The organism is Adonisia turfae CCMR0081 (assembly GCF_011009555.1).
Classification (GTDB): Bacteria; Cyanobacteriota; Cyanobacteriia; order Phormidesmidales; family Phormidesmidaceae; genus Leptothoe; species Leptothoe turfae.
The window spans coordinates 6,116,101-6,136,257 of record NZ_QXHD01000004.1 but is presented as its reverse complement, the minus strand read 5'-3'; the positions used below and the strand labels follow the sequence as shown (position 1 = coordinate 6,136,257).

Genomic DNA, 20,157 nt, shown 5'->3' with positions numbered 1-20,157 from the left:
ACCTGGATCATTCCACCTATGCTGAACTGCCCCACAAATTTGAAGCAGGTACGCCCGCCATTGCTGAGGTGATCATGTTAGGGGCAGCGGTCGACTACCTCACAGGCATTGGCATGGATCGCATTGCCCAATATGAGCATGAGCTGACACGGTACCTCTACGAACGTTTGGCCGATGTGCCTAAGATCAAACTCTATGGCCCTAAACCCAAAGCTGATGGCAGTGGACGGGCTGCGATCGCAACATTTACCGTTGAGAATCTCCACGCCCAAGATTTATCGACATTCCTGGACCAAACTGGAATTGCCATTCGCTCTGGGCATCACTGCACCCAGCCACTACACCGCTTTCTAGGCAACGACTCCACTGCTCGGGCCAGCCTGTATTTCTACAATACCTACGATGAAATCGACAGCTTTGTCACTGCCCTCAAAGACACAATTGAGTTCTTTGGCAATATTTTTGACTAACCTGGAGAATCTGGTTTAAGGAGAGCTGAGCTAGCGGATTGAGACTGAATTGACATGAAGAGAAGTGTCTAACTATAGTTAAAACACCGCCCATTTGAGGCACCCTTATTGAAGTAAGTCTGATGTGGAACTCCGGTTGAATGTAACCCAATCGGAGTTTCACATCAGCTTGATCCATTCTTCATCAGTTGGGATGTCGCTTGCGCCTGAGCAATCTAATCAGCCATTGGTCACGCCTGTTTTTTTAGACAGTCATTCACCTCACCATGCCTTATCACAAGCACTTTTAGAGCTAAGCCAATGTGCAGCAATCTACAGCGGTGATGTAGAGGCCGCTACCGCCGCTGTTACATATTCCATTGTTAAAAATCTAGGTACAACCAACTGTCAGGTTTGGTTATACACCGAGGACCGTAACCTATTTCAATTAGTGGCTGATTACGGTCCCCATGCTGCCAATACCCCGCTAAGCCAGCTGCATGTAGACAACCATATCGACTATTTTCATTGCTTAACCCAGCAAAATTGGCTTGTCCTCAATACGGGTGACGCCACTACTAATCAGTTAGGCAAACAGCCAGGTAAACAGTTAGGGCAACCATCATCAACAGATGACAAAGACGCTCCCCTATTACTGTTTCCTCCCTATTTATCCGGTCAAGAGCAGACCATTACCGCCTTAATTGAAATTCCCATTTACCATCAAACCCAAGTAGTTGGCGTTCTCTGCTGTAATCAGCAAGAATCTCCCAGGGTCTGGCAGGCAGCACATAAGCATTTCATGATTACAGCCGCTGGTCTCATTGCTCTAGCTATTAGCCATGCCAGCGAACAAAAAAAACAAAAAATTTTAAGCAAACAAAAACGTCAACTCAAGCTCGAAATGATTGAGCGGCAGCAGGCTGAACAAGCCTGGCATGAGAGTCAGCACTTTATTCAAGGCATCCTGAATGCCAGTACTAATATTCTGTATGTAAATGATTTTGCCAGTGGTGAAAACTACTACATTAACGGTTACATGAAGAATATTCTGGGGTATTCTCCTGAAGAAATTCAAAAATTTGGAGCCCAGTTTTTAGAAAGACTGGCCCATGCTGAAACTATCCAAGCCATTCACCAAACCCGCAAGCATCTGGCAACGTCGACCCGGGGTGAGATTGTGGAGAATGAATATCGCTTTCGCCATAAACAAGGCGATTGGTTGTGGATGTTATGCCGAGAAACTATTTTTCAATGGAATTCAGACGGCACACCACAACAGTTGCTAGGAACAGCCACAGATATTACTGCCCATAAGGAAAATGCCCAGGCACTGCAACAGCAGAACCAGGCACTGACAGCCCTGGCACGGGTAGATGGCCTCACGCAAATCGCCAATCGTCGGGCTTTTGATGAATTTCTCGACAAGGCATGGAAAGCTCGTAACAACACCCCCCTAACACTGATTCTTTGCGATATCGATTATTTCAAACTCTACAACGACACCTATGGTCACCAGGCGGGAGATGCCTGTCTCCAAGAGGTGGCTCAAGCACTCAAAACGGCTGTCAAGCGCGAACCTGACTTTGTCGCTCGCTATGGTGGAGAGGAATTTGCGGTCGTGCTACCCAATACAATCGGGAAAGGGGCACAACACGTGGCAGAGACAATTCGAGCGGCTGTCCATGCACTGCACATTGAACATCGTCTTTCAGACGTTAGCCCATGGCTGACGGTCAGTCTAGGTATTGGCAGTGTGACATCCACCGACCCAGGCACTTACGAAGCAATCATTGCCGCCGCCGATCAGGGGCTTTATCAAGCAAAATCCAACGGTCGCAATCAATTTGCCATTGGACATGTGGAGATATCCCAGCAACAATGATTTGGCACCATTGATTGCACACCAAAGATGAAAACCAATGCGGCTCGTCTTCTAGACGCTTTGGACATTGACTATGGGATCCTGACCTACCCGGTAGATCCCAATAATTTAGTGGCTGGCGCTACAGCCGACAAACTAGGCCTGCCCCATGATCAGGTGTTTAAGACTCTAGTCATTCGTGGCGATCGCAACGGTATTTGCTTAGCTGTGCTGGCTGCCAATGCCCAACTCAACCTCAAAGCCTTAGCTAAACTCACCAAAGACCGAAAAGTACTACCGGTTCCCCTCAAAGAAGTGCAGCCTCTAACCGGCTACATCCGAGGCGGCGTTACCGCCCTTGCCTGCAAAAGGCACTATCCCACCTACGTAGACGAATGGATTGAGGCCCACGACCACATTGCCGTATCCGCCGGTATGCGTGGGGCCATGCTATGGCTAACTCCCCAGGATTACATCAAGGCAACCCAGGCCACCGTGGGAGCTATCGCGATGTAGGGGCGCGTTGTATGCAACGCCCCCAAACCAGGAATCAATCGCCCCTACCGGGCAAGCAACATATAACCATGTCCTTGAATAGTCATAATCCGCACCGTGCTATGACCTAGCTTTGTTCTCAGGCGCGAAATGTGAACATCTAGGGCCTTAGTATTCAAATCAGCATCCGCAGTATATCCCCATACCTGTTGCAAAATATTCTCTCGCGTCAAGATTTGACCTGGAGTTTGAACCAAAAAATATAGAATATAAAACTCTATTTCAGTCAGCCGGATATATGCATTTTGCCCATAGACTTTTCGAGTTTGGGGATAGAGAACAAGATCACCGACAGAAACCACAGTCGTATCAACACTTCGATCCGCTAATGTACCACGAACACCTGGAGATACCCGCCTAAGTATCGATCGAATGCGCGCAATCAGCTCTCGACTCGAAAATGGCTTAACAATGTAGTCATTAGCCCCCAGATCTAATCCAGTCACTCGATCTGCTGGACTCCCTAAGACAGTGGCCATAATGATCGGCACATCCGATTCTTGCCGAATCAGCTGACACACCTGCAAACCATCCAACTTAGGCATCAGGACATCCAAGACAACAAGGTCAACCACATTAGCTCTAAATTGAGCCATGGTTTCCTCACCATCTGAGGCCAGAATCACATCAAATCCAGCCTTAATGAGATTTCGCTGTAAAGCATTACGGATGTGAACCTCATCCTCAGCAATTAGGATGACAGCCTTAAAGTTACCCACCTGATATAACCTCAATACAAAGCCCCGCAAAATGAGCGCCACAGGGCGTTAATTTTGCTCATTCGGAGCATCGTGGAGGATAAATCGGCAAAAACAATTGGGGTACTCGTAGATAGCTAGATAAACAATGAATAACTAGCCAAATAACTAACCTATGAGTAAGGAAATAATACCTACCCATACGCCATAGTACCGAAGAAAAAACTTTCCTCAAAGAGGAATTAAAAGTGACTTAATTACTTTCTTGCTGCATCCAAGTCCCCTTAATCTTGCTAAATCTGCCTATATTGATGAAGTCTTACTAGTTAGCTACTGTAGCATTTGAAAGGTCTGGTTAAATCCTAATCCCTCACTAATGAGAGAGGCCCTTAATAATTCGATACATTTTTAAATTAATGTGTCGCTCAATCGACGTTCGCCAGGCGCTGGAGTCTAATACTTTTAGCGAGTTTCATGCGAGGTTATAAATCGGTCGCCTTGGTATCTATATGTTTAGAAAGTTAGAATAAAGGTTTAAATGATTAGTTAAAGGGCTAGTAATTGTTATTGTTTTAAGTTTTTTAACCTTGAAAGGCCCGTTGATTGCTCCCTTAATTTTGCCCACAGAGTCATATTGATGAACGTCTTTAGATACATTATTGCTCAGTGAGTTATAGGGGTATTCATCACCATTTTTCAATGTACTACTTTCTAGTAAACTGATTTCTCGATAAACGTTTCCATGCAGATATGGACCAGGACAATACCTAACTCATATCAGGTTTATAACTATTGATTAAAGCACCTCATTAATACACTAGATAATCTATGCAATGATGTCTTAGCTATCCAAGAAGCTAAGACTTTTATGGATGTCTAACTTTTACATATGTTTTAATAGCAGGTAGCTAGTAGGTATGACATGGCTACTAGCTGAAAGCGACTTGGATTTAGGAGGCTAGGTCGACTTTTGATAAGTAACGGATTCGAAGGCAATCCATTGCAGTCTGAAACGAGTGATTCAGACCGGTTCAACATATCTTTTGCAGGTTCCCATACTGCCCGCAGTTATCAAACCCTGATGCAAAAGATTTTATTCACGACTCTCCAAGGGGGTACTTTTGAAGAGTTGATTCACTGGTTACCGACAGCCATCGCCGAGAACTTCAAGCTGAAGGGTTGCCAAATAGAACTAGTGGATGAGAACCAACGCACTGCCACCTTGGTTGGCAACGTGGGTACTGGTTGGTCAATTCCACTCAACCATTCCCGTAACCTCGACAAAGTTTGGGAATTTTATAAGCCTTCCAAACTGGGTAAGTCCTTGCTGCTGAACACTCAACAACTAGGCATAGAAAATGGTGCAACAACGTCTTTACCTTGGCTAGGCTGTCCAATGTTACATCAAACAACTTTGCTGGGTAGTGTTTGGGCAATCCGCCGTAAGGGTGAAACCTTTGATGAGACTGAAATCAAGGAGTTACAACAGATTGTTGATTGTCTTGCGATCGCATTGCACCAAACCCAACTGACCCAGACAGTTAACATCCAGAAAACAGAAATTCATCAATTACGCCAAGCCAAGGATGAATTTCTACAGCTCATCTCCCACGAACTATTTGTTCCCCTAGGGAATATCCAACTCTCCACCCAAACCTTAGAAAGAATTTTCAAAGACGTCTCATGGCGAAAGGTGCCCCAGCGCAGCACTGTACTAAAAGTGTTGAGCTTACTTAGCCAAGAATGTCGCAGACAAAAACAGTTTGTCGACAATCTCATCACCCTGATGTTTCCTGAATATCAGAAAACATCAGAACCCATGTTGATGAACCTCAGCGATTGGCTACCCTCACTGTTGCGCACATTCGAGACTAGATTAGAGCAAGAAGAGTTAACCCTAAAAACCAACATTCCTGCTGAACCTCTGTTAGTGGAATGCGACATCACTCAGCTAGAACGTACCATCACCGAGTTAATGACCAACGCAATCAAGTATACGCCTCCTAAAAAAACCATCAAAATCGCAGTCCAGGCAACGGATAAAGCAGTGGAAATTGCGATCGCAAACACAGGCGTACAGATTCCAGCCAATCATCAACCCCACATTTTCGAGAGGTTTTATCGAGTACCTGAACTGGACCAGCAGAACTATGGCGGTAGCGGTCTGGGTCTGGCTTTAGTCAAGCAGTTGGTGAGCAATTTGGGTGGAAACATTGGGTTTAAGAGCACCAAGCAAAAGACAACATTTACCGTGCAACTACCGAGGTAGAAGCATGCCCGAATCAGAGGAGGATGGGCAGTGCCTACCCTCTTCTAAAATTTTTCGCCCCAATGCAGCAACCCTTTACCCTAATACACTAGACTGTGTTGATGTTGTGAAAACCTGCTGAATTATGCGCCTGTCCCAGATGCTGTTTGTCACGCTGCGTGAGGATCCTGCTGAAGCAGAGATTCCCAGCCACAAGCTAATGCTACGGGCGGGTTATATCCGACGAATTTCCAGCGGTGTATTTGCCTATTTGCCGCTGATGCTGCGGGTTCTAAATAAGGTATCGGCCATTGTGCGCGACGAAATGAATGGGACTGGAGCCCAAGAGTGTTTGCTGCCTCAGCTACAGCCTGCGGAACTGTGGCAAGAGTCCGGGCGGTGGGACACCTACACCAAGGCAGAAGGCATTATGTTTGCCCTGACGGATCGTCGCCAGCAGGAAGTAGCCCTGGGGCCTACCCACGAGGAAGTCATCACCATGGTGGCGCGGGATATGGTGCGCTCTTATCGGCAACTGCCCACCCATTTATATCAAATACAAACCAAATTTCGCGATGAAATTCGGCCTCGTTTTGGCCTGATGCGGGGGCGCGAATTCATTATGAAAGACGGCTATTCATTCCATGCGGATATGGATAGCCTCAAGGCCACCTATGGGGATATGTACCAGGCCTACAGCAATATTTTGAGTCGCTGTGGACTTAAGTTTCGTGCTGTGGAAGCGGATTCTGGTGCCATTGGTGGTTCGGGATCCCATGAGTTTATGGTACTGGCTGACGCAGGCGAAGATGAGGTGCTATATACCGAGGATGGCAAATACGCGGCTAACGTAGAAAAGGCAGTATCTGTAGCCGCTGATGCAGTTCCTTCAGAATTTAGCGAATACAAAAAACTAGAGACACCTAACACGTCCACCATTGAGACCATGGCGAAGTTTCTAGACTGCTCGCCCACACAGATCGTCAAAAACGTTCTGTACCAGGCGGTCTATGACAATGGCAAAACGGTACTGGTGTTGATCAATATCCGGGGAGACCAGGACGTCAACGATACTAAGTTGCAAAATGCCCTGACTAATCTGGCGGCAGATTATGATGCGTCTACTCTATTGTCCTTAGAAGTGCCCGACCCCGAGGCCCAAGCCAAATGGGCGACCAAGCCGTTACCCCTGGGCTACATTGCCCCCGATATTTCCGATGACTACATTCAAACGCTGGACAATGTAGCGCCCAAGTTTCTGCGGCTGGTGGATGAAACGGCTGTAGACCTCAAGAATTTTGCCACTGGGGCCAATGAGAAGGGCTACCACGTGGTCGGTGCTAACTGGGGTGACCAGTTCACCCTGCCCGAGATCGTGATAGATATCCGCAAGGCCAATGCTGGTGATCGCGCTGTCCACGACCCTAGCCAAACCATTCAAACTGCACGGGGCATCGAAATCGGCCACATTTTCCAGCTGGGCACCAAATATTCTACTGCCATGGGCGCAACGTACACCGATGAAGGTGGTAAGTCTCAGCCATTGGTCATGGGTTGCTACGGCATCGGCGTATCCCGTCTGGCCCAGGCTGCAGTAGAGCAGTCCTATGACAAGAATGGCATTATTTGGCCAGTTGCGATCGCCCCCTACCAGGCCGTCGTTGTCGTGCCCAACATCAACGATGCGGACCAGATGGCCGCCGCTGAGAAGCTTTACGAAGAGCTAAATGCAGCCGGTGTAGAAACGTTGCTAGATGACCGTAAAGAACGGGCCGGTGTGAAATTCAAAGATTCTGAACTCATCGGTATTCCTTTCCGGGTAGTGACCGGGCGCTCATTGAAAGAGGGTAAGGTAGAAGCGGTCAAGCGGGCTGATGGCGAATCGGTTGAGCTGGCCGTAGACGAGGTGGTCAGCACCATCAAGCAATGGGTTGACGATGCCATTGGGTGATTCCCTCACCCTGGGATACCCCTACAGTTTTGATGGCAATTATTTTTGTAGGCCATGGAATTTATTTCAATCCTGCTTTCTAGCCTGATTTTTATCGGTTCACCCATTGGCTTGGGCCTGGATACCCTGGCCGAAAATGCGCTGCGGGCTCGGCTCAATGGAGTGGAAGATATTCAGGTACGGGTGGATAATGGCTCGAATTTAAACTTGCTGAAGGGTAAGATCAACCGGCTACAGGTGGGTGTGCGGGGTATGTATCCGGTGGAAGGGTTTCGGGTTGCGATCGCAGACCTGGACACTGACCCCATTGATCTAGATTTCAACAAACTCAGACGCGGCAAAGTAGCCCTCGATGAGCCCTTAAATGGCGCACTTCATTTGGTAATTACACCAGAAGATCTCAACGAGTATCTGCTGTCACCGGAATTTACAGAACGGCTTAACAACATTGAAATTAACTTAGGAAATGCGGCCCAGTCCCGTGAAGCTAGCCGCTATCAGTTTAGTAATCCTAAGGCAACTTTTTTACCCGACAATCGCCTCCAGCTAGAGCTGGATCTCTCTGAGCCGAGCCTGGGGGAAGGATTAAAAATCAAGGCTCAGACTGGCTTTACCATTGAAAATGGTCATCGCTTGATTTTGATAGACCCGGAAATGTCGGTCAATGACAGCGAAGCACCAGAACAGTTGCTGGAAGCATTCACCAAGAATTTGGGTGATCGCCTGAGCCTACGTCGCCTGGAAGAGTCCGGCATTACTATGCGGATCTTGGACGCATCGATTCAGTCCGAGCAATTTGATCTGGTGATGTGGGTTAGCATTGACCCAAGTTTTACACAATAGACATTACGGTCGGCAAGGACAATCTCCTATGCCATCAACCCAAATTGTGAAGTAACCACCCCTGAATCACAGTTGCCGATTTGTCGATTAGCAAGCTATAGTTCGATTATTCGAAACTTTCGAACTATTGAATAAGGAAAGTTTTTTATGGTTACCGCTACAGCTGACCCAGCATTAGCCGTGCTTTTTCAACCTTTGCAATTGGGCGCGATCGCAATTCCCAACCGCATTATCATGGCTCCGTTAACCCGCGCCCGGTCTGGGGTATCCCGCATCCCCAACGACCTGATGCTGGAATACTACAACCAACGAGCCAGTGCCGGCCTGATTATTTCTGAAGCCACACAAATTTCTGAACAGGCAGCTGGCTGGCAACAATCCCCTGGCATTTACACTGCTGAACAGATCGCCGGTTGGCAAAAGATTACCGAGGCTGTCCATCAGCGAGGTGGCAAGATTGTTCTACAGCTGTGGCATACCGGGCGGGCGTCTCACCCTGACTTTCAACCCAATGGTGAGTTACCGGTATCTGCTTCGGCCATTGCCCTGCAAGGAGAGATTCATACGCCCCTTGGCAAAAAGCCCTATGTCGCTCCCCGCCCCCTGACGTTAGAAGAGATTCCAGGTATCGTTGAGCAGTATGTCACAGCCACTCTCAATGCCAAAGCAGCCGGATTTGACGGTGTAGAAATCCATGCAGCCAATGGTTATCTGATCGATCAATTCTTACGAGATGGCTCTAATCAGCGTACTGACACCTATGGCGGTAGTGTGGAAAATCGGGCTCGGTTTTTGCTAGAGGTTACAGAAGCTGTGGTGAAGGCATGGAGTTGCGATCGCGTTGGTGTACGATTGTCACCCTATGTCGCCTTCAACGGTATGAAAGACAGCAATCCTCTAACTACGTTTACCTATGTGGCGACAGCTTTGAACCGATTTAATCTAGCTTATCTCCACATCATAGAAGCCTTGCCGGGCCATTTTATGGCAGCCGCAGACGGCGTTGAGCGAATCACCCCCCATCTGCGTCAGGCCTTTAAGGGACCCATCTTTTTGAATGGAGGCTATGGTGCAGAAACGGGAGCAGACGCCCTTCAGAATAATGAAGCAGATGCAATTGCCTACGGCATTCCCTTTATTGCTAACCCTGATTTGGTCGAGCGTTTTAAGCAAGGTGCGCCCCTGAATGAAGCAGATCCGGCTACGTTTTATACCCACGATCGTAAGGGTTATGTAGACTATCCAGCGTTGGCGGCTTAACGGAAGATCAATAATATTAAATCCTGGTTGATAATCTTCGGTATCGCGGGGCTGGCACAAGGCACAGCCCCTACTAAGGCACAGCCCCTACTAAGGCACAGCCCACACTAACGATACGTTCGCACCTTCTTATACGGATCTTGCTTCTGAATCCACCCCAAAAATTTCTCCATTTTCGGATGAGACCTTAATCGGTCTACCGTATTTAAATCTTGGGCTAATTCTTTATTGGTAAACAGAGTGTGAATTTGCTTATGACAGGGAGCACAAATATCTGTCGTTGGTCCTGGGTCTTGCTTTTTTCGCTTAGTCTGTTGACGGGGTACAAGGTGATGCTCCGTTAGTTTTGGGCAATCACGCTGGCAAAGTTCAGACTGAGGCATAGAAGAAAACAAGCAGAACTATCCTCCATGGTAGTGTTGACGCGACTGCTATGCTGTGAAGCATGCCCCCTCAAACAATTGGATAATGTCGCTACGAAATCGGTTCGCTTCGCTCGTTTGAGTGGACAGGCGATGTCCTTTGACGGGGATGGGATGTGTACGAATGGATGTATAGGGGAGTAAGCGTGTTACATCACTAATCCCCTGAATTAGGGCGGCTTACAGCTACGACCTTCCAGGGGTACTTTTTGTGAAATATCCCTAGAATTCAGCTGTGAATGGCTAGACTATGAGCAATCCTAAAAAGTAAGCCTACTGACAGGCTACTTAGCCCCACTGCTGATCCTGGACCGTCAATGCGCAAAAAAATCTTGATTCTGGCAGCTAACCCTAAAGATGCCACCCGCCGTCGGTTAGATGAGGAAGCTCGGGATATTCGTGAGGGCCTGGAACGAGCAAAAAAGCGGGATGAGTTTGAGATTGTACAGCGGTGGGCGGTGCGACCTCGCGATCTACAGCGGGCCATGTTGGATGAGTCGCCGCAGATTGTGCATTTTACGGGCCATAGTGAGGGAGCAGCTGGTCTAGTCTTTGAGGATGAGGCGGGCAATGCCAAGTTGGTGACTGGTAATGCTCTGGCTAAGCTGTTCAAATTGTTCAAACAAGAGTGTGAATGTGTTGTTTTGAATGGTTGTTATTCCCTAGAGCAGGCGGCAGCAATTGCTGAGCATATCCCTTACGTGATCGGCATGAGCAAGAGTATCAATGAACAGGCTGCTATTAAGTTTGCAGTCGGGTTTTACGATGCCATGGTTAATGGGAGATCGGTGGAATTTGCCTTTAATTCTGGCAAAGTAGCCATGGATTTGGCAAATATAGGTGACTCGGATGCCCCTGTACTATTAATGGGTTCAGTTATTTCCGAGCCCCAACAAGCATTTAGAAATACTGAATTATCCAACTTGGTTTCAGCAATCTGGAATTTACCGTATGAGCAAAATAATTTCTTTACTGGACGTGAAGAGATTCTACAAACCCTATACAAACAGCTGAATCATAACAAGGCAGCTGCTTCATCCCAAATCCAAGCAATTAGTGGACTGGGCGGCATCGGAAAAACTCAAACTGCTATTGAATATGTCTATCGTCACTGCAATGAATATCAATCAGTGTTTTGGGTCAGGGCTGAGACTGATCTAGACCTTCGTACTGGCTTTATCGAAATCGCCAACTTACTGAATCTACCGCATAAGGATGCTCAAAATCCTAACAATACTATTCAAGCAGTTAAGCATTGGCTAGAAACTCACTCAGACTGGTTGCTTATTTTTGATAATGCCAATCATCCTGAACAGATTAAATCTTTTTGCCCACATCGACCCCAAGGTCATATTCTTTTAACCTCCTGCGAACAGACGTTTGATACTTTGGGCATAGCCCGACCGATCAGGTTGCAAAAAATGCTCACTGATGAAGCCAAGGATTTTTTGTTCAAACGCACAGGTCGGGACTCAGATCAATCCACTGAACAAGCGGCGGCGGCAAAACTAGCTAAGGAACTTGGTTACTTACCCTTGGCGTTAGAACAAGCAGGAGCCTATATTCTAGCCAAACAGATCTCCTTTCAGGACTATCTCAAAAGTTATCTAAAACATCGCTTGAAACTCTTAGAGAAATCTGGCCCCATCACCGGCAACTATCCTGAGTCCGTTGCAACTACCTGGTCCCTAAGCTTTCGTGAAGTTGAAGCCATATCAACTGAAGCATCAGATTTATTGAGAATCAGTGCCTTTTTGAGTCCAGATGCGATTCCTTATGAATTGTTTGAACTTGGAGCCAGTCAATTGGGAGAGAACCTTGCCAATGCGCTGACCGCAATGTCAGATGATCCAATTGTCTTCCATGAAACATTAGCTCCGCTTACTCGTTACTCACTAGTTCAATCTGAACCATCGAAAAAGGTATATAGCATTGCTCGCTTGGTACAAGAAGTAGTCAGATCTCAAATGGACGAAGAAAGTCACCGTCTATGGACACAACGAACTATAAATGCTTTGGCTCATGCATTTCCAGATGAGCAATATATCAATTGGAAGGACTGTAGTCGTCTCTTGCCTCATGCCAGAGTCATAATACAGTCCATTAATACAGAGCACATTGAATCTATATCTACAGCACTACTATTAAATCTAACGGGTAGCTACTTACACCAACAAGGACAATACAACGAGGCAGAACCCCTTTATGAGCATGCCTTATTACTATATAGACGATTGTTGAACAACAAACATCCTAACGTAGCCCGTAGCCTCAGCAATATGGCATTGCTCTACGAAAGCCAAGGGCGTTATAGCGAAGCAGAAGCATTCTTGCTAGAAGCACTCAAAATGTTGAATAACGATAGTCCCGACTTAGCTAATTGTCTCAACAATCTAGCTTTGCTCTATGACAGTCAAGGTCGCTACAGTGAAGCAGAATCACTTTACCAAGAAGCCTTAACAAGAAAACAATGTCTGGTTGATAAAGAACACCTTGATATAGCTAAAACATTTGATAATTTAGCAACAGTCTATGAACATCAAGGTCACTACAAAAAAGCAGAGCTATTTCATCAAAAGGCCCTGACCATGTATCAACAATTACTTGGGCATCAGCATTCTCTCATCGCTAGCAATCTGAACAATCTAGCAGTGTGTTGTATTTTTCGGAACAATCCTGATAAAGCAGAAACATTTTGTCAAGAAGCATTAGCAATGCTTAAGCAGTTGTTTGGCAAGAAGCATCCTCATATAGCTAAAACCCTCAACAACCTCGCATCAGTCTACAAAGCTCAAGATCGCTACAATGAAGCAGAACTAAGCTTCCAAGATTCATTAGCCATGATTAAGCAACTATTGGGTGACGAACATCCTGATGTAGCTATTGGTCTCAATAATCTGGCATTACTCTACAATGAACAAGGCTTCTACAGTAAAGCAGAACCACTCTTCCAGAAGTCTCTGACCATGAATAAAAAGCTATTAGGTTCCAAACACCCTAATATAGCTCTTAGTCTCAATAATCTAGCCATATGCTTGCACGCACAAGGTCGATACAGTGAAGCGGAACCACTTTATCGAGAAGCACTGGCAATGCGTAAATATCTTTTAGGGTATGAACATCCTGATGTAGAAAACACTCTTAAAAATCTAGAAGCACTGTACAACCATCAGGGAAATCACAATGAAGCACAGCTACTTCATAGAGAATCTCTGATAATTCAGAATCTAGTACTATCTAAGCAGTTGCTAGGAACACGGCACCCTTCAACGATCAGTAGCCTTAAAGATTTGGCAGAGTTTTATGCTAATCAAGGTTACTGTTATGAAGCAGAGCAACTTTATCAGAAGACTTTGACTATCTCTGAAAACATCCTGGGTCCAACGTATTCTCTTACTAAAAGGGTACGAGACAATTTACAAAAGCTTCAAAAGCCTATAGCCAAAAAACGTAAGTGATTAGCGACGAAATAAGAGTTTCAGGCGTATTTTTTGACAGAGATTTCCTTTGTAGCAACCATTCAAAAGACTGAATCTAATAGCTAGGCTGACGATCGAGTCACTCTAAATTCTCTTAAGAAAGATTTTTTAATTATTAATTCGACCCCAATCAATGTAAACACAGACCAAGCAGCCAGATGCTGGTGCTTCTCCATCGTCATCAACATCGCCTGCCCCAACGACTGCGCCTTCGTCTCTCCCAAACTCAACTGCCGATAAAACTCCGTCATCAGCTCCGCCGTTGGCGCATCCGGCACTGACCACAATACAACACCAACAAACTCGGTGCCCCCGCCGCCACAAACGCCCACGACAGACCAATACCCCTATCTCCCGTAATCAAAACTCTCCAGCCGCTGCTTAACTACCGACTCCGTTGCCGCCTTAACCACTCACACCGACGCATTCAAAAACTGACCAATCTCTCTTCTTCTTGAGGAATAAAAACAACAGTCGCCTACGGATCACTAGGCAACAACTTGGCAATAGACTCAATCAACAACTCATACAGCTAAGTTAGCTCTTCCGTTGAATCTCCTGACCATAAAAATTGAGACGTGCAACTTAAGCCCATAGCAGAAAAAGAGGTAAACTTTCGTCCCCTTACACCCATCGCCCGGCGGGAATCCTGAACCAACGCCTTCAGAATAATCTCAGCCAGAGAGCACTGACAAAAGCTAATCTGACCATCAATGAAAACAGCGGATCACCTATGAGGAGAATAGGACGAGAAACCAACCATCCGAGAATGCTTGGGCAGGGTGATTAGTGCCCACGGCTAGCACTAGTAAGCCTGCCAACCATCCCAGTTGCCAATTTACTCGTCCCATTCTGTTAGATCAACTTGAGCGCACAAGGGGTTTAACAGACCCATCTAGAGATATTCCCCAGATTGCAGCACACAGCAAACCGTAACTTTATAAAAAAGGACCGTAGCTTCACATATGACTCGGTAGGGGTGTACTGCTATGAGCCCCTACTGCCCCCATCATCCACAGGTTTTATTAACAAAGTCACACCCAAACACAAAGGGCTCCTGCCAGCTGAGGGGAATCTCTAACAAATCTCTAGTGCCTGTAATTCCCTGACCAATAAAAAACAACAGAGCAATACAGTTCAAAGCAATATGGACTTTTCGCCAGGTCTTAGATTTATAAATCTCTGGCAAAATTGCTAACGAAATGATCATCAGCGTCGCCGCAATCATGCCGTAGTAATAGTGAGACACTTGCCACTCATAGGTGCGACGAAACACGCCATCCTGACTACCCAAAATCCATAGGCCTGCAGTGGTCAGGGCAGCAAACAGGCCACGCCAGAGCTTTTGCGAAGCTTTTGCCCGGTATAAACACACTAATGAGCCTATGGTGAACAAAAACATGATCGCGATAAATATCACTGTGCCCTGCGGTACTGGGCTATCTGTCGCCGCTTTCTTAACGATGTTCTTGATGATTGGATGCCCTACTCCAACTAAGGTTAGACCCACAACAGCACCCGTTAGCCACTTGCCTAAATTGACATGCTCTTTACCGACTACGGGTGGAATTTTGGATTTTTCTTTTGCCTGCACTGCTAGACGACGCTGCCGAGTCTGAAGTGCAAAATAGGACACCATACCAATAAGCGGGAATACCACACTTACCGCCAGTATCGGATGCATGAGTCTAAGCCAATCGTTGATGGTCATCGTTCTCTCACTTGCTGGTTAATGTCTGCTGGATAACAACTAGTATTTTGCAATAGTTCAGGAAAACTACTATGCCGGATTTCTGAATTTCAGGACTACTGTAAACGGACTAGAAACCCGCTGCATGATGAAACTAAAAATAGTAGCTGATGACTAGCTGAAAAGTTTAAAGATGACAATTCACTGAGCTCTCAGCAAATTTTCAGCCCAGTATGCAACTTATTGAACAGTTGGGGCAACACCTATATGTGTAAGTTGAGCGTGGCATACATCCAAATTCGTGCCGTATTCGTAACCTTACATAGACTTAATTCTATTAATGCGTATTACTCGTGGAAGAATCCATGGTTCGGATCAGTAAACCAGTCTTGCAACGACCGCTTTCTATTTCTAACGCGACGGTAGTGATGGTAGCCGTAGTTGCGATCGCTCTCGCCATGGCCTTTGCATGGTTTACAGGCGAGGGGAAAATCAGCCGGATTTTTGCCCAGCTTAATTTGTTACAGCAATCTCCACCCATGTGGCTAGAGGCCCCCATGGTGGCAGGCCACTATTTAATTTTTCCAACGGTCGCCCTGTTTTTGTTTGCAGTGGCGATCACTCGAATTTCACCCCAACCCAAACCCTGGTCACGCACCCTGGTGGTGGCTGTCTTGCTCATCTTGGTAATTCGCTATGTGTCGTGGCGCAGCCTGTCTACCTTAAATTTTGATGATCCCCTCAATGGTCTGGCTAGCACGGTGCTGTTTGCCATGGAAATGCTGGGATTGCTAGTGAGCATTATCCAACTGGTGCTGCTGCTGCGGGTGCGAGACCGCCATGCCCAGGCGGATCAAGTGCAGCAGGCGGTAATGGATCAGACGTTCCTGCCATCGGTGGCGGTGTTTATTCCCACCTATGATGAGCCGGAGTTTATTTTGCGGCGCACCATCATTGGCTGCCAGGCGATGGATTACCCAAATAAAAAAGTCTATCTGCTGGATGATACACGGCGGCCTGAGATCCAGGCCTTGGCGGCTAAGCTAGGCTGCGAATATCGGACTCGTCCCAATAATCTCCATGCTAAGGCGGGGAATTTGAATAGTGCGATCGCAAACACCGACAGCGACTTAATCGCCTCCTTTGATGCCGATTTTGTCCCTACCCGCAACTTTCTCCTGCGCACGGTTGGTTTTTTCCAAGATCCAACCGTAGCTTTGGCACAAACTCCCCAGAGTTTTTATAACCCTGATCCCATCGCCCGTAACCTGGGTCTAGAAGATATTCTCACGCCTGAAGAGGAAGTATTTTATCGGCAAATCCAACCGATGCGAGACGGCGTGGGCAGTGTCGTCTGCTCTGGTACATCTTTTGTTGCCCGACGCAACGCCCTGGAAGCAGCCGGAGGATTTGTCACCGACTCTCTAAGCGAAGACTACTTTACGGCAGTTCGTCTGGCCTCCAAGGGTCACAAAATTATTTACCTGGATGAGAAGCTAAGTGCCGGTCTAGCAGCTGAGAATATTACAGCCCACGCAATTCAGAGGCTACGCTGGGCTCGGGGTACACTGCAATCTTTCTTTATTGAAACGAATCCACTGACAATTCCAGGATTAAAGCTGATCCAACGCCTGGGGCACTTGGAAGGCATTTTGCACTGGTTTACCAGCATATCCAGGATTATTTTCTTAATTGCACCCCTATTTTATGCATTCGGTGTGATTCCCATTCGTTCCACCCCCGAAGAAATTATCTATTTCTTCTTACCCTACTACTTTGTGCAGATCACCGTTTTTTCCTGGCTAAACCACCATTCGCGTTCCGCCATTCTTTCGGATGTCTATTCGCTAGTGCTAGCATTTCCTCTGGCAGCAACGGTCATTCAGGCACTGCTGTCACCCTTTGGCACAGGGTTTAAGGTCACTCCCAAGGGCACATCCAGTCAAAGCTTTCGATTTAACTGGAGTCTAGCCTGGCCTCTAATGCTCATGTTTGTGCTGACGGCCTGTAGCATCTGGTTAAATTTGGGAGAATGTTTGGCACGCGGCAACTGGGCATTGGAAGTAACGCCTGAGGCTGTAGCCCATTTACGGGGTCTTGGCATCGGCTGGATCTGGAGCTTGTACAACCTGATGATGCTGGGTGCGGCTTTGCTGGTGTTGCTAGATGTTCCTCGCCCTAACCCTTACGATTGGTTTGATCTGCGTCGGGTGGTGCGTCTACAAATTGGCGATCGCATCTGGTGGGGCACCACAACAGCTATTTCAGAAATTGGAGCTCAGATTACCCTTACTCAGCGAGGATTACCCCAATTGGCACCTGGGGAAACTCGACCAGTACAACTCTCCATTAGCGAAGACCTGATTTCTCTACGCGGGGTATTAACCAGTGTGAGCAATGATGGGGAATTTCCCTGCGTTAACGTGCAGTTCCAAAATGTCACCCTACCCGAAACTCGCAAAATGGTTGAGCTTTTGTATTGTCGTCCCGGTCAGTGGAAACGTTGGAATACACCAGGTGAGCTGCAATCCCTCTGGATTTTAATCAAAACGCTCTTCCGACCACGGGTACTCACAGGTGACATCCGAGTTAAAGCAATGACTGTAGCCAAAGGATAAATCAGCACTAAATGGGTATCACGTAAGCCAGGAAATTTTGGCTAGTCATCGCAGGGCATGGCTTCGATGGTGAGCGGTTCGGCTGAGCTCACCGTCGAAGCCTCAGCCGACCCCCACAAGGGAATGCCCCGACAGGATTGTCCATTGTTAATCAGGTTTAAGACATCCGAATTCGTATTACTTCCGAGTACTATCCTTAGGAACAGGCCCCACTCAAAACTAAGCACCAGGAACTAAGCACCGAGAACTAAGAGCACCAAGAACTGAAACCAGCATCACCTAAACAGTGGATAACGCAGCGCGCTGATAGGTGTAACATCCACAGCACTACTATCGATAAATGCATTGATCATATTGGATGCAAATGGGCTCACCAAACTAAGTTCATGGGGCTCTAAACAACTCAGCAGCTTATCTATTAGCAGCTTTGTTCCTTGCATTGTCATTTCCCAAGAAATGCCGATTTGACCATATACCACCCGACACAGAGGTACCAACTCCTCTACAATTACTTTTGAATTGCTCTGCAAAAAGCTAAGCCATAGATAGACCTGAAACATGTTGAAATCCCGCAGCGAAGAATGCCTCACATCGGGATTATCCAGGCGACCTCTACGGCCACAATAATAGGGAAAGTCCTGACTCCATGGTGTATACGTTGCCCTGGAAATGTCAGAAATCATGGGCAACATGCGTTCAACCACCCCAAACACAGGTCCGCCTACCCTATGGTTTCCTGCGGCAACACATAGCCTGCGCCATGGCACAGCAATGTGGTCCTCTAAAAAGTGAAGGTAAGGACTCATCAAAGCTTGCTCTACCGGGTCTAAATCTTGCAATAGCAACGTATTCGTCAAGTTTATCTGTGTTGTCATAAACCCCAAATTCTTCCCACCATCTGAGCGAATGCTCTGAGCCCCAAATCGATCGAGAAGCGGCTCTAAAATACACGACAGTTCACTCAGATTAGGCACCTTAAAAAGTTGGCCCAAACGATCTAATGGAAAATGCTCTAATTCCCACTCTGAGACCGTTAGTACAGCTGGATAGGCTTGATAAAACTCCAGCAATTGCCGGTAAACACAGCTCGCTAGTCTAGCCAGGCTTGTAATCTCCTGCAAGTCTAAGTCATCAAACTGGACATAGAAGTCTTTAGCTCTGACCGCAGCAAGCTTGCATGACTCCACAACCCTTTGGTCATTTAGTTTTTCCGATACTTTTCTACAGCCCGGTGCTTGCAATGATTGATATATCTCTCCAATAATCAAAGATCTTGCACTGGCTTCTAACGCAGAAAAATCAGGGCGATAACGTGCGGCCCAAACATCACCTAAATGGCTAACTGTTTCTACCTGGGAGCGATGAGAGCTATTTAGCATATTAGATAATCTTTGCTACGTAGAATAATTCCTCAGATACCTCACTCAGACTATTGAGCGTTAGCTCAATTAGAAGATAGTTCTATCTCTCATTGTTGCTATGCATCAACTGTCAGCAAAACAATTCATCTTGAGGATAAGATAAAACAGCTTGCTATTACCTTCTATTCAAAGTAATCTACTTAATCCCTATAAGCAGTGCTTTTCACCAAAAGTTAGTAGAATTTTTGCCATCTCTTTATCAAATTCAAGGCATACAAATCAAGAATTATTGTTCCAATTCAAACAACCTTTAAAGAGCTATTTAAACACAGCATCTATCCTTTTATTTGTTCCAAAAAGAAGCTTTAAAAGTTACTCGGCATAAGTAATCCCCAATCCGAATTCATTGATACCGGGCACCGGACACTGCACCGGGCACCGGACACTATCAGGCAGGATTTCGCATCAGCACCGAGTAGCTTTATTTAGGCACTAGAGGATCGACGCTAGAAGATCTAAGGGGAACATTTATTGAGTTAGACCATCTACACAGTAGGTATCGATCGATATGAATACTCTCTGGTGGTGTCAGTGATTAGAGAATTGCCATTCCTGTTTTTGAAGCAGCTAAGACTCAACTCTTATTTGAAACCTCACATTCTCTTATCTAAAAGATGTTTATTTTCATAGCTACGGTTTGAGAATAAAGTAGCCACAAA

At 46.5% G+C, this 20,157-nt stretch carries 14 protein-coding genes; 9 read left to right on the top strand and 5 right to left on the bottom strand.

Going from position 1 to position 20,157, the window contains the following annotated elements:
- The 3 genes from DXZ20_RS30130 to ybaK all read left to right on the top strand — a co-directional run.
- Window positions 1-470, top strand: a 470-nt coding sequence (locus DXZ20_RS30130; RefSeq protein WP_163703661.1) for an aminotransferase class V-fold PLP-dependent enzyme, incomplete at its 5' end; no start/stop codon positions are given.
- Between the two features lie 193 nt (window positions 471-663).
- On the top strand, window positions 664-2,334 hold the full coding sequence (locus tag DXZ20_RS30125) for a diguanylate cyclase domain-containing protein (RefSeq protein WP_163702646.1): 1,671 nt from the start codon (window positions 664-666) through the stop codon (window positions 2,332-2,334).
- 27 nt (window positions 2,335-2,361) lie between these two features.
- Window positions 2,362-2,829 carry a Cys-tRNA(Pro) deacylase gene (ybaK, locus tag DXZ20_RS30120; RefSeq protein ID WP_163670292.1) on the top strand — a complete coding sequence of 156 codons (468 nt, stop codon included), beginning with the start codon at window positions 2,362-2,364 and terminating at the stop codon, window positions 2,827-2,829.
- A gap of 44 nt (window positions 2,830-2,873) precedes the next feature.
- On the opposite strand, the gene DXZ20_RS30115 is transcribed toward ybaK, so the two are convergent.
- Entirely contained in the window at window positions 2,874-3,629 is a 756-nt protein-coding gene (locus tag DXZ20_RS30115) for a response regulator (protein ID WP_348918735.1), read from the bottom strand.
- A gap of 907 nt (window positions 3,630-4,536) precedes the next feature.
- Between DXZ20_RS30115 and DXZ20_RS30110 the strand changes: the two genes are divergently transcribed.
- The 4 genes from DXZ20_RS30110 (at window position 4,537) to DXZ20_RS30095 (ending at window position 9,868) form a co-directional block, all read left to right on the top strand.
- Entirely contained in the window at window positions 4,537-5,835 is a 1,299-nt protein-coding gene (locus DXZ20_RS30110; RefSeq protein ID WP_250565979.1) for a GAF domain-containing sensor histidine kinase, read from the top strand.
- A 124-nt stretch (window positions 5,836-5,959) separates the two neighbouring features.
- Window positions 5,960-7,765 (top strand): proline--tRNA ligase, encoded by a 1,806-nt coding sequence (gene proS / locus DXZ20_RS30105; RefSeq protein WP_163702644.1) that lies wholly within the window; start codon window positions 5,960-5,962, stop codon window positions 7,763-7,765.
- Window positions 7,766-7,819: 54 nt separating this feature from the next.
- Window positions 7,820-8,608 carry an LmeA family phospholipid-binding protein gene (locus tag DXZ20_RS30100; protein WP_163702643.1) on the top strand — a complete coding sequence of 263 codons (789 nt, stop codon included), beginning with the start codon at window positions 7,820-7,822 and terminating at the stop codon, window positions 8,606-8,608.
- 147 nt (window positions 8,609-8,755) lie between these two features.
- A complete protein-coding gene (locus tag DXZ20_RS30095; protein WP_163702642.1) occupies window positions 8,756-9,868 on the top strand; it encodes an alkene reductase in 1,113 nt (370 codons plus the stop codon).
- A 107-nt stretch (window positions 9,869-9,975) separates the two neighbouring features.
- On the opposite strand, the gene DXZ20_RS30090 is transcribed toward DXZ20_RS30095, so the two are convergent.
- The gene (locus tag DXZ20_RS30090; RefSeq protein WP_163702641.1) at window positions 9,976-10,251 is read right to left on the bottom strand and encodes an HNH endonuclease; all 276 of its coding nucleotides are present in this window, start codon (window positions 10,249-10,251) and stop codon (window positions 9,976-9,978) included.
- 356 nt (window positions 10,252-10,607) lie between these two features.
- On the opposite strand from DXZ20_RS30090, the gene DXZ20_RS30085 reads away from it, so the two are divergent.
- A complete protein-coding gene (locus tag DXZ20_RS30085; protein WP_163702640.1) occupies window positions 10,608-13,748 on the top strand; it encodes a tetratricopeptide repeat protein in 3,141 nt (1,046 codons plus the stop codon).
- 83 nt (window positions 13,749-13,831) lie between these two features.
- On the opposite strand, the gene DXZ20_RS30080 is transcribed toward DXZ20_RS30085, so the two are convergent.
- The gene (locus DXZ20_RS30080; RefSeq protein ID WP_163702639.1) at window positions 13,832-14,101 is read right to left on the bottom strand and encodes a CHAT domain-containing protein; all 270 of its coding nucleotides are present in this window, start codon (window positions 14,099-14,101) and stop codon (window positions 13,832-13,834) included.
- Window positions 14,102-14,778: 677 nt separating this feature from the next.
- Window positions 14,779-15,480, bottom strand: a complete 702-nt coding sequence (locus tag DXZ20_RS30075; RefSeq protein ID WP_163702638.1) for a DUF4079 domain-containing protein — start codon at window positions 15,478-15,480, stop codon at window positions 14,779-14,781.
- 344 nt (window positions 15,481-15,824) lie between these two features.
- Between DXZ20_RS30075 and DXZ20_RS30070 the strand changes: the two genes are divergently transcribed.
- Window positions 15,825-18,077, top strand: coding sequence for a glycosyltransferase (locus DXZ20_RS30070; RefSeq protein WP_163702637.1), 2,253 nt, complete (start codon window positions 15,825-15,827; stop codon window positions 18,075-18,077).
- 275 nt (window positions 18,078-18,352) lie between these two features.
- Here DXZ20_RS30070 and DXZ20_RS30065 read toward each other — a convergent pair whose 3' ends face one another.
- Window positions 18,353-19,456 carry a hypothetical protein gene (locus DXZ20_RS30065; RefSeq protein ID WP_163702636.1) on the bottom strand — a complete coding sequence of 368 codons (1,104 nt, stop codon included), beginning with the start codon at window positions 19,454-19,456 and terminating at the stop codon, window positions 18,353-18,355.
- Window positions 19,457-20,157 lie beyond the last annotated feature (701 nt).